11 protein-coding genes and 1 pseudogene are annotated in these 10,749 nt (G+C 38.2%); 7 read left to right on the forward strand and 5 right to left on the reverse strand.

Features of this window, described 5'->3' with window-relative positions; genetic code table 11:
- Nucleotides 1–176: 176 nt before the first annotated feature.
- The 4 genes from R5R67_RS18050 to R5R67_RS18065 form a co-directional block, all read right to left on the reverse strand.
- Entirely contained in the window at nucleotides 177–875 is a 699-nt protein-coding gene (locus tag R5R67_RS18050; RefSeq protein WP_001985473.1) for a hypothetical protein, read from the reverse strand.
- A gap of 81 nt (nucleotides 876–956) precedes the next feature.
- Nucleotides 957–1,982 carry a J domain-containing protein gene (locus R5R67_RS18055; RefSeq protein WP_000942646.1) on the reverse strand — a complete coding sequence of 342 codons (1,026 nt, stop codon included), beginning with the start codon at nucleotides 1,980–1,982 and terminating at the stop codon, nucleotides 957–959.
- Between the two features lie 70 nt (nucleotides 1,983–2,052).
- Nucleotides 2,053–2,199, reverse strand: coding sequence for a hypothetical protein (locus R5R67_RS18060; protein WP_000682545.1), 147 nt, complete (start codon nucleotides 2,197–2,199; stop codon nucleotides 2,053–2,055).
- Between the two features lie 100 nt (nucleotides 2,200–2,299).
- Nucleotides 2,300–2,563 (reverse strand): hypothetical protein, encoded by a 264-nt coding sequence (locus R5R67_RS18065; RefSeq protein ID WP_000790976.1) that lies wholly within the window; start codon nucleotides 2,561–2,563, stop codon nucleotides 2,300–2,302.
- A gap of 546 nt (nucleotides 2,564–3,109) precedes the next feature.
- On the opposite strand from R5R67_RS18065, the gene R5R67_RS18070 reads away from it, so the two are divergent.
- The 5 genes from R5R67_RS18070 to R5R67_RS18090 all read left to right on the forward strand — a co-directional run bounded on the left by R5R67_RS18070 (nucleotide 3,110) and on the right by R5R67_RS18090 (nucleotide 8,057).
- Nucleotides 3,110–3,325, forward strand: a complete 216-nt coding sequence (locus R5R67_RS18070) for a hypothetical protein (protein WP_000489165.1) — start codon at nucleotides 3,110–3,112, stop codon at nucleotides 3,323–3,325.
- A gap of 361 nt (nucleotides 3,326–3,686) precedes the next feature.
- Entirely contained in the window at nucleotides 3,687–4,799 is a 1,113-nt protein-coding gene (locus R5R67_RS18075; protein ID WP_000235770.1) for a hypothetical protein, read from the forward strand.
- 749 nt (nucleotides 4,800–5,548) lie between these two features.
- Complete coding sequence (locus tag R5R67_RS18080; RefSeq protein ID WP_000838814.1) at nucleotides 5,549–6,784, forward strand: inovirus-type Gp2 protein; 1,236 nt, start codon at nucleotides 5,549–5,551, stop codon at nucleotides 6,782–6,784.
- Nucleotide 6,785: 1 nt separating this feature from the next.
- On the forward strand, nucleotides 6,786–7,766 hold the full coding sequence (locus R5R67_RS18085; RefSeq protein ID WP_000170393.1) for a hypothetical protein: 981 nt from the start codon (nucleotides 6,786–6,788) through the stop codon (nucleotides 7,764–7,766).
- An 18-nt stretch (nucleotides 7,767–7,784) separates the two neighbouring features.
- On the forward strand, nucleotides 7,785–8,057 hold the full coding sequence (locus tag R5R67_RS18090) for a pyocin activator PrtN family protein (RefSeq protein WP_000500676.1): 273 nt from the start codon (nucleotides 7,785–7,787) through the stop codon (nucleotides 8,055–8,057).
- Here R5R67_RS18090 and R5R67_RS18095 read toward each other — a convergent pair.
- On the reverse strand, nucleotides 8,041–9,189 hold the full coding sequence (locus R5R67_RS18095) for a tyrosine-type recombinase/integrase (RefSeq protein ID WP_000534873.1): 1,149 nt from the start codon (nucleotides 9,187–9,189) through the stop codon (nucleotides 8,041–8,043). The two genes, R5R67_RS18090 and R5R67_RS18095, sit on opposite strands and share 17 nt — an antisense overlap.
- A gap of 134 nt (nucleotides 9,190–9,323) precedes the next feature.
- On the opposite strand from R5R67_RS18095, the gene dusA reads away from it, so the two are divergent.
- Nucleotides 9,324–10,340 (forward strand): tRNA dihydrouridine(20/20a) synthase DusA, encoded by a 1,017-nt coding sequence (dusA, locus tag R5R67_RS18100; RefSeq protein ID WP_000154494.1) that lies wholly within the window; start codon nucleotides 9,324–9,326, stop codon nucleotides 10,338–10,340.
- A 335-nt stretch (nucleotides 10,341–10,675) separates the two neighbouring features.
- A pseudogene (locus R5R67_RS18105) lies at nucleotides 10,676–10,749 on the forward strand (hypothetical protein); the annotation flags it as partial.

Genomic DNA, 10,749 nt, shown 5'->3' on the forward strand with positions numbered 1-10,749 from the left:
CCGATTCTTCGCCGTAATAGACATTGGCTTTAAGTGTAATCTGCTCAGTTTTAGCAAAAGCAATAGAACTGAGTGAAAGACTTAAAATTCCACATGCGATAAGTTTGATTGGGTTCATGGTATTTTCTCTGATTAAGTAAAGTAATAATTAAACGAATGCTACAGACCAGCTTTAATTAGTGACCAAAGCATGGCTGGTATCCTTCGTGAAGGACTTGATTGCTGTTCTTATCCCAACTCACCACATACCAAGTACATTGGTAACGGTCAGAGTCCCATGCAGTACGATAGGTCATGGTATTACCTTGCTGGCTCCATCCTTCAACTCGTTTACTCACCTGATCTGGACTTGAGCGGCCCCATACATTCATGAGATGTGACGCTAACATTTGATCAATATTCGGGATGGTTGACTTTAAATCAGCTGGAGCAGATTTGATTGGCTTTAATCCATAGCGAGAAGCATTGGAACTTAAGGTTTTCCCTTCATGGTACTCACCATCAACTTCTGAACTGAGATTACCTAGACTTGTATCTTGTGCTTTTGCCTGATCAACCGCGGCTATTGCCCCCGCAACAACCTCATCTTCAGCTTGTGAATGAGCAGATTCTGATTCCGGGTTTTCCACCATACTTTCAATTCCAGTGAAACCTGATTCAACGGGTTCCGATGCTGCTTGTGTTGTGGCAGATTGATTTTGTACCTTAGATTGTTCTAAAGCGAGTTGTGCTAACTGAAGTTCAGTTTGTCGTTTTTGATGTTGATTAAATAAAATACCGCCTGCAATTAACACCGCCATCATGACTACAGTTAACAACCAATATAACGGTGGTATCTTTTTAGTTGAGTTAGTGCTGTTCTTTATCATATTCATATCATTACCTTGAAATAGAGGATATACGGCGCTTTAGGGCTGCCTTCACTGGGGTAATATGTAAGTAAAAATTCTTTATTTTCAGTTATTGTCCAAATAGCTTTTTAATAAAGCTCTTGCTTCATTCAGTTGCTGTGCCTGACTTTCAATCAACTGACGAACAGATTCAGGTAAGTTCTGGTATTTATCGGGATGGAACTCAGCCATCTTTTTTCGGTAAGCAGATTGTAAGTTCTGCTCAGTCAGTGAATTAGGCTGAATATCAAGAAGTTTGCACGCTTGAAGTTGTCCACCGTTGAAAGTAGAAGTAGTAGACTGATTCATTTCATCAGCCAGACATTGATAGATAATTTTGACCAGATCAGGAAATACGGCTTTAGAAACATTGGATACACGACATAAATGGGTCATGAAGAGATCCGCCTGATTCTGCTCAACCTGACCCAGTGCCATGGCATAAACCAGTTGTTCGATCATCTCCGTACGAAGCTTGTAAGCCAGCACATCTTTCAGTTCTGCAAAGCGATGTAATAATTCTTCATATTCAAAGTTGGGATGTTCAGTCAGTAACCTTTTAATATAGTGCTGTGATGCTTCATCATTCAGCTTTACAAAATGTTTAGATATTGCATGACTAGATTCAGGATTCCACTTACCCATATTGAATGTGATGAAATAAGCAAACAGATCAATAATTACCTTCAGTTCTGCATCAATCTGTGGTGGAGCCCGATCGGTTTCTGTTTCACCCTGACAAACTTCATTTAGAAATGAAGCCAATGTTCGTACTGTGCCCTTATCCAGTTGGGTAAAGGTCAGGGTTTCTATACGATTCAGTACGATGCCATGATTAATGACGCCAATATCTGCCTCGACATGATGAATACTTTTAAAGAGATAAACCGCTTCATCTCCAAAGCTTTCTTTATAAAAGAGTCCTGTCGCCGTCACACAAAGTCCAGCTTTAGCACTGCCAAATACCGTATCGTCAATTAGCATAAGGATTTCATCTGGATGAATTCCTTGAGGGAGATAACTCATAGCCCCTTGCAATTTTTTATAAGGAATAGCGGGTGCAAAATAAATATTGTCACTCGCTCTTAACATCAACATCCAACGGCTTTTCTGGAGTGATTCTCTCGATATGATTGTCATGGCAACTTCCCCAATTTAGCGACTAAAACAACCAACGTAGAAAATCAGCAGGCCAAACAAGTGCCCGACCCAAAGAATATGAACCAGAATAAATAGGGTACTGCCAAATCAAATACAGCCAATAACCAATCACAATGGTGAAATAAAGGCCAATCAATGGATGTTTCATTGTAAATTCCTCATTTTTTTAGGTAAGCCTATCCAACCCACTGCTCTATGGCAGCAGGTGAGATCAAAAGACAAACTAAGATTTAATGTGAATACGAGCTCTAAAGTTTATGTGCACATTGCTGACCAGACTTAAAAGACACCTCTTCGAAATCCTCTGGCATCCTGACTTGCATCATGCCAATCGCCTCCAGCTTTTCTTCACCATAATGTTCTTCCATCCTGTCGTAGAAGCAGGAACAGAAACTGCGACTTCCTCCCGTATTCCTACAGCTTTGTTTCATACCCTTTTCGAAATCAGAAGAACAACCAGTAACCAACAAAATACTGACACCTACCAAACCCATCAAAATTTTATTTTTCATCATTTTATCCAGTGACGTCGTCATGGAGCTTAGGCTTTTTTAGGCAACACGAAGCCTTGCCATGGTGTAGCTCACATGACATTTTTTTAAGTAAATTTTTAGACGAAAAGATCTAAAGCTTGAGAAACTAGAAGTTCATCAAATCCTATTAAAACTAATCAGGCGTTATAAAAAGAATATGCATAGCCAACTCCTTTATATTGGGAGTTCTGCCAAAGCATTAGAGAATTATGGTGGCAGAACGAGAAAGGGTTGACAGACCGGATTGGATTGACACCAGCACACTCGAAAGTGTCCCTCTCCCGTCCTACCGCAACGGGAGGAGACGAGATGTACCCTCAAAATTATTCCTCAGAAGGAATAACTCTGATGCAACCCAATAAAACGGTCTGTCAAAACCGACTGGCAATGTGGCCAGCAAGCAAAGGATAATGTGCAATATTTAAGGTGTCAATGATCTATCGACTAAGTCGTAAAGTGATTGTTATTGTTTTTCATTAGATTAATTCTTTAAACTAACCATTAGGTAAATTTAAGGATGATTCAGTGTTTCGGTTAAAGTGTCTTGGTGGTCCACTGTATGGACAAGAATATTCTCATGCTCAGGATGAGTTTATTTTTAAAGACAAACAGACAGGAAAGCAGACGCGTTATCGAAAGCAGGCTTTAAACTTCACCCCACCCCAAGAGTTCTTTATAGCAGAGTCAATTTCTACAACCGTAGCCTACAATCTTGCATTGCAATTAATGAAACGCTATTGAGACCTTTTAGTAATACAAAGACATACTATTAACTAACCAATAATGAGTGATTTTCTAGCACTTGATTCAGTCCATAATAAATTTATAATCCAGTAGAATGCTTCACAGTACTACAAGTTTAGTCCAACAATTATAACTCTAAGCTACATTTTGATTTTGACTACTTTTCACCCAAAACATCGCAAGTCGGTACAGAATCATCATAAGTCGGTACATAAATGGAGTGCAGTTTAACACCTAACACCCCTCTACAAATGCTCATAATTCACTCTCAAGTTAAGCTAAATCATTTTTAAATTATAAGTAGTTACGACTTATAATATATGCACTTCTTTTAAAATGAATAAGTGAACTTGATTACATGGCAACTTCAGCTAAAAAAAATGCTAAGGCTAAACAAGAAACCACATCTACGAGTAACATCAAAAAACTTATTGGCTTAATTGACCAACTTGAAGAACATATTATTAAAAGACATAAATTTCCCTATGGTTTGCCATCAGCCTATGCCGAACACTACAAAGCTTATTTACCCGAACAAATGGAACCTATCAGTGAAGAAATGACGGATAATGACCGAAAGTGGTTTTATGAACAGCTTGATCAAGGCTTATTAAAAGAATCGCCAGAACAAAAGGCTCTCCGTCAACAGGCATGGAGATTACCCCCACCATTACTTCGAGGTAAATCGGAAATTTACATCTACATTCCCGAAGAGGACCGACTTGCCCGACACTATGGCGAAATCGCGACTGAAATTCGTAAATTCAAAAACTTGGTATCAACTAAAACCAGAATATTCAAAAAAACAGCACAACAAGCTGAGAAACATTTTGAAGAAGCATTTCGTCTCTACTCCAAACATTATGATTGTTCTTTCTATATCTACACGCTACCAGAAGATATCTATAAACAGATTAGGCAATCTCAATTAGCCCGAAACAGCCATAAAAAATCCCAGAGGGTAAAAAAAACTTACCTCTCACTTGTTCAACGTTTTATTACCAGTAATCAAAAAACTTACTCAAGTATGGATACGGTTCTAGGAGCCATTGAGCAGCAAGCTATCTCAAAAATTCCAGAATACCTCACTCAAGAATACAATGCTGAAATAGAACATTGTTTACGAAAAAAAGAAGAAGCTGAATATTTTCTTTTTGCAGCTCGAAATGATCTATCTACAGCTGAAGTCAAAGAAATTGAAGAATATGGTAAAAAAACTGTAATCATACAAGCTCAGAACCGTGATCAACCCCTAACTTCTTTTGCAGGTCGCCCTATCGAACGTTATAAGGAAATAAGAGTATTTTATCAGAAAAAGATTTCTGCCTTAGAAACTCAAAAAAGTAAAATTAGAACCGACGATCAGAGAATGAAGTTACTGAATAGCGCTAAATCTTGGTTAAAGGAAAGCGAGCCAAGCCTATATGATGCGCTGAACATTTTTATAGAAAAGAAAGGTAGAAAACTTTAGAATTCCCCTCCCACCCCAATAAAAATCCGATCACTCACATAATTTATTTAGAGCCTGTTAGTTCTACACTGACATGCTCTTAAAAAAAATTAATAAATTTTTAAAAGAGTAATAATTACAATGAAATTTCTATATTTTAAAGATTTTAAATACATATATATCAGTAGCTTAAATAAATTCTTCGCAGATTTTTAGAGGGTGCTTAATTTTTTTCTAGAATTTCCCTTATGCAATCAAGCATACAAAACTTGCTACATAAGGAACCAATATGACCAACTCAAACCTAAGCCAGCAACACATCAAATTAATAAGTACATTCAATTGGAAGCTTAGCAATTTACGGGTGTGGGTCACCCGAAGAATAGCTCAACGAAGCCATTTAAATGCTGCATAACGCAGGACATCACAACTTTTAAAAAGTCCTCGTATTACCGTCATTTTTTGGTAGAGCATTCTCGAAGTAAAGTGCAATCGGCTTTTCGGTTTAAATACAATTGTAATAAGTAATATTAGATATATGTAATTAATCTACTAGATACTTATTGTCATAAGCAGTGTGCCTTAGCAAATACTGCTTATAGATTAGATTGATTTAATTGTGTATCCATTTGAGATGAATACACTCCAGATAGATTAGCCAATATCCACTCTACGCCTACCCTAATGGACATTTCTAAACGATGTCCATAGGGAGAGCATTTACCTCATGACGCCTGATACGTAATTAATTATTTGTATGTAGGTATACTATGAAATCTCTGAACAACACAGCTAAACCAATTCTTCCACCTATCGCACAGTTCTCAGTTGCAGATAGAGATGCATTCCTAGAACAGCTCAAGGAAGATTTTTCAACTCATGAGTACATGACAGAAAACGGTAAGATTAAAATATTCAAAACGAGTATAAACCCTGAAGTTGAAAAAATGCTCAGTCGTGTTGAGTTCATCAAGTATTTTGAGAAAGAGCGCCCAATCGCTACTCTTAAATCTGTTCAAAGTTTTAAGGGCAAAGAGCAACTACGTGTTGAATATGCGAAGGATATTCCACTTTTGCTTAAGTGCCAGCTTACAACAATCTTTGTGTCTGCTCACTCTGGCAATTACAAGATGGGCATAGAGTTACAGGCCTTTAAGGATTCATTCTTAGAACTTTCAAAGGAAGAACAATATACCCTTTATGAATTTTCTCTGATCAATCAGTGTTACACATCTGAACAGGCTCAGGCTTATGTTGCAGCTTTAATTAAATTTCAGAAGTTGTTTGCAATAAGAATGAGCAGTGCCTCAATTCGTAAACAACTTTCGAATCGTGCTAGTAATCGACGCCGTTCTAAAGAGCGTTGTGTTGAGCTTGTAGAGACTCTACTCAAGATCCATTCTCGAATCCTTGTTGTTCGAGTAGACCTAGGATTAATACGCGATCCAGCTAAGCTTCAACAGCTTGCTATCTCAACTGATTTTGCTCAGGCTGAACATGATAGTGAGTTTATGCAAGAGTCTTTTATTCGGTTCTATGATGCATCTAAGCATAATCAGCTTAAGCAAGCGCTCGGGTATATCCTGCGTATTGAACACACCCCAACCAAGGGATTCCATGGACATCTTTATTACTTCTTCAATGCCAATGACCATCGTGAGGACATCACGTGGGGGCAATATATTGCTGAGAAATGGAGGGTTGCTACAAACAATCTTGGGACTGCTTTTATCTGCAATATGAAGAAAGATGAGTACCGCTATCGTGCCTTAGGCATTTTGGAGTATACCGACCATGAAATGCTTAAGAATCTCAAGGCTACGTTTGACTACATATGCAAAAATGATCAGTACTTCGCCTTTACTAATGGAGAACAAATTCGGAGCTTCCGAACAAGCCAAATACCAAAAGTTCCTGCTACCAAACTTGGCCGTCCACGCAAGTTCGAGCAACTTAACCTACTAGACTCTGATCAGTCAGATGATGCTCAAGTAGGAGGACAGTAACATGACTAAGTACGCATCAGATGCTTTACTTGCAGCTACACATTCGTCATGCAGCATTCAACCTATTTGGGCTTACGATCTGATTGGTTCTGAGAAGTCAGCAAAAGCTCTTGGGAGATCAAAAACTACAAGCATGTTTGCAAAACAAAATTCTCAAAATAGTAATCAGGCATTATCTCTCAGTAAACCTGTTGAGTTGATTAGATCAGCATATCCATTAGTGACAGGCTCCCCTGTCACTAATGGGATGTTATCTGTTCGACTAAAGCCAGAGAACGAATTGTTGATTCAGTTTATTAAACATATGGGGCCTATGCTTAATGGGGGGATTTACTGCCACGATCAGTATTTTTCTAATCAAATTACGGGCTACCAATATATGCTCAACACTAGGCAGTTTAGTGAGGATTTAACAGCTTGGAATACAGAACAAAGTCGTGCTGAAGAGTTATTTGATTCGACAATGAAGGTTCTATTCAGAGACTACGCAGGCTTCGAAACACATGAGCTATATTTGCCAATGCTATTTACGCTTTCAGCGAATACTCCAATGTATTCGAAACAACAATATTTAGATCAGCAGAAAAAAGAGATGATCGCCATTTTCCTTAATGAAGGTGGAAATAATGAAATTATTGCCGTATTTTCGAAATGGGAACTTACACCCCAAGGACAATTAGCACTTAGGCTGGTGTTTTTACTGGAACGCCAGTTCATAGATGATCCTGTTGGTTCTTCTGATGAAAATGCTTTCATTGCCTTACGAGGTAATCTGGAAGGCCTATTTAATTGCAAAGCATATCCTGTATCTATGCCATTAAACGGGTTTATGCAAACTAATCATTTTTTTAAAAGTGATCCAAGGTGCAAAGATCTTATTAAGCTGCTCAAAACGTACCTGATAGGCAGTGATGCAGTCCTTCGAATTTGGGATACACAGTCCAATTTTGATGTGTTGTATTCAAAGTTTAAAACTAACTAGTTAAGAGGCTATTTCACAATGGGTGCATTCCAGTTAAACACCGCTGATTACCTATTTATGAAATATCGCTCTATGACTGTCGAATTAATGAGCATAGTACAAGACTACTATCCTCACTTAAGCAAGGCAGAGGCGCTGAGAAAGGCAAATAATCAAGAGTTTCCTTTCTCTGTCTTTAAAATAGATTCAAGCAAACGCGCACCATTTCTGGTGCACGTTAAAGACTTGGCTGATATCTTAGATAAGAAGTATTCTGAAGCTGCTAAAGACTTTGCTACGTTTCATCAATGAGGCGTAGCACCTCTTCCAATTGAATTACATTTCGCCTTGACTTCACAGAAACATACCGCTGTAAGCTCCCCCAAGAATCATGCAAACTTACTTTCTGAATTTCAGGAATAGTAAAACTTTGTTCTGCAAGTCTCGTACAACCTTCATGTCTCAAATCATGAAAATGTAAATCCTCTATTCCCAATATTTTACATGCTTCGCGAAACTCTTTTCCTATGCTTTTGGGATTCAAAGGTAATAAGAGTTGTTCATCATATCCTAATCGAAGCATACGACTCCGCACTTCATTATCTAATAAAAGTTCAATTATTGTTTTACAAGGTTCCAACACATCAAAAGACTTGTGATTACCTTTAGAACCGTTCGGATTTTTCAAATCATGAACTTTCCATGAAGAGTTGTAAGAATCATAATCTTGCAGCCATAAGCGTGTTAACTCTGCTTCACGTCTACATGAAAAAATTGCGAACCAAATAATTAAATGCATTGGATACTTAGTACCGTATTTATTTAACTTCCAACGCTCAGCAAAAAGTTTTGTTAAAGCAATTAACTCTTCCTTTGTAGGAAGCCTATCTCTCACTTTACTAGACGAGATTTGACGAGTTTTTCTAAGCTGTGCTGTAGCTTTATCGAAGTTACTTAAATCAACTTCCATACCCCACATAACAGATGCATGAGATAGAACACCTCTAATATGTAAAAGCTCATGCTGCTGTGTACTTGTTGCAATAGGTTCTAAACCAAGATTAGGCACGCCTCTTCGTCTTAGAGCCACATGCTCAGCCAAATGTATCGAATGTATTTTTGTGATAATATTGCGCGCAATTGGCAACTTCTTAATTAAGAGTAGAGAATAGCGTTTCGTCCTGCCGTACTCGCTCCCAACTTCATCCAAATATTTATCTATGGCATCTGACAAAGTTAGATCAATCAGTTGTTCTTTGCCAAGTAAAATGTCTGGATTTTCTTGAATCTCAACTTCTCTTTTTTTAAGCCAGTTTTCTGCCACTTTTTTTGAATAAAATGTTTTGCTTTCAGAATAAGCAGGATAACCTTTTTTGTTGATCCGGATAGCAGCTCGGTAACTAACACTTCCATCTGCACTTTTTCTGGCAGTAATTGACCCCATAATTTTACACCATGAACCATTTTTTTCATTATGGTGTAAATTCTGGTGTAAATGCAAACCGATTAACGCAGCTAAACATGAGTTCCCACAGATTCAAACAGGTTGCAAAACACTGATTAAAGGTATGATTTTTAATGACTATTAACAAAACCATTGAAACTATTAAATCTCCAAGAATCAGTGTAGCCCCAATGATGGACTGGACTACAAAGGACTACCGATTCTTTGCACGGTTGTTTAACCCAAACGTTGTGCTTTATACAGAAATGGTGACTACGGGCGCGATTCTATTTGGCGATGCGAAACGCCATTTGGACTATAACGCTCAAGAACACCCAATCGTATTGCAGCTTGGCGGCTCAAACCCACAAGAACTTGCCACTTGCACAAAAATGGCTGAAGACTGGGGTTATGACGAAGTCAACTTGAATGTAGGCTGCCCAAGTGACCGTGTACAGAACAATAAAATCGGTGCATGTTTAATGGCAGAGCCAGACTTGGTCGCTGAATGTATTCACAGCATGCAAAAAGCTGTCAACATTCCGGTAACGGTAAAACACCGTATCGGTATTGATGACATGCAGTCTTACGAAGAAATGCTGCACTTTGTAGATACTGTCGCTGCAACAGGTTGTACTCACTTTGTTGTACATGCCCGTATTGCGATATTGAAAGGTTTGTCTCCGAAAGAAAACCGAGAAGTACCACCGCTACGCTATGAAGATGTTTACCGTTTAAAGCAAGAACGCCCGCATCTGACTATTGAAATTAATGGTGGTATTAAAACTTTTGCCGAAACTCAAGCTCATTTACAGCACGTTGACGGCGTCATGATTGGCCGTGAAGCCTATCACAACCCTTACTTACTTGCTGAGCTCGGCCAACTTTGGAACCTAGAAGCACCAGATCGTTTCGATATTATGGAACAAATGCTACCGTATATTGAACAACGTCTAGCTGAAGGTGCACCCCTCTCTATCATTACACGTCATATTTTAGGTCTATTCCAAAATTTACCGGGCGCTCGCAAATGGCGACAAGCTCTAAGTGGTGGAAATGCAAAAACTTTAACTGACGTCGAGAATACAATTCATAATATGCAAGCTGCTATTATCCGTACTGAAGAGTATTTAAAGGAACACCAATTTTAAGCCAGCCCATGTTTCTAAAATTGTAAGAAAATGTGGCATTTTAAATCAGAGACTTAGATTTTGAGTATATTCGCAAATGTTGGCTCGAAATATTCAAAATTAAGCTCTGATTAATTATTTATATTCAATAATATCAGAAACTTAATTTGTATGATTTCAAAAGCTCTTTTAATTAGCCCTTTTTTCCATAGCCAGAAATAAAAACTGGCAAAAAGATACGTTATTACATAACATAAACAAAACTTTTAAGTTTGGGCCATTAGTATCTCTGAACGCCACAGGTAGGTGGTGATTTTCTAAATACGGATATAGGTAGTACGGGTAGAGATTTCACGATGATTATTTATGACGGACAAGTAGCTGATAACTATATGTATCAGGATTCAAATCAGGCAGCCATTGTTGTATC

This window comes from Acinetobacter sp. OYA S30, from assembly GCF_033599315.1.
Taxonomy (GTDB): domain Bacteria; phylum Pseudomonadota; class Gammaproteobacteria; order Pseudomonadales; family Moraxellaceae; genus Acinetobacter; species Acinetobacter baumannii.

What these genes read in the sequence shown, in the direction of transcription:
- R5R67_RS18050 (WP_001985473.1), bottom strand. Translation starts at nt 875, where the DNA reads ATGAATATGATAAAGAACAGCACTAACTCAACTAAAAAGATACCACCG.
- R5R67_RS18055 (WP_000942646.1), bottom strand. Translation starts at nt 1,982, where the DNA reads ATGTTAAGAGCGAGTGACAATATTTATTTTGCACCCGCTATTCCTTAT.
- R5R67_RS18060 (WP_000682545.1), bottom strand. Translation starts at nt 2,199, where the DNA reads ATGAAACATCCATTGATTGGCCTTTATTTCACCATTGTGATTGGTTAT.
- R5R67_RS18065 (WP_000790976.1), bottom strand. Translation starts at nt 2,563, where the DNA reads ATGAAAAATAAAATTTTGATGGGTTTGGTAGGTGTCAGTATTTTGTTG.
- R5R67_RS18075 (WP_000235770.1), top strand. Translation starts at nt 3,687, where the DNA reads ATGGCAACTTCAGCTAAAAAAAATGCTAAGGCTAAACAAGAAACCACA.
- R5R67_RS18080 (WP_000838814.1), top strand. Translation starts at nt 5,549, where the DNA reads ATGAAATCTCTGAACAACACAGCTAAACCAATTCTTCCACCTATCGCA.
- R5R67_RS18085 (WP_000170393.1), top strand. Translation starts at nt 6,786, where the DNA reads ATGACTAAGTACGCATCAGATGCTTTACTTGCAGCTACACATTCGTCA.
- R5R67_RS18090 (WP_000500676.1), top strand. Translation starts at nt 7,785, where the DNA reads ATGGGTGCATTCCAGTTAAACACCGCTGATTACCTATTTATGAAATAT.
- R5R67_RS18095 (WP_000534873.1), bottom strand. Translation starts at nt 9,189, where the DNA reads ATGGGGTCAATTACTGCCAGAAAAAGTGCAGATGGAAGTGTTAGTTAC.
- dusA (WP_000154494.1), top strand. Translation starts at nt 9,324, where the DNA reads ATGACTATTAACAAAACCATTGAAACTATTAAATCTCCAAGAATCAGT.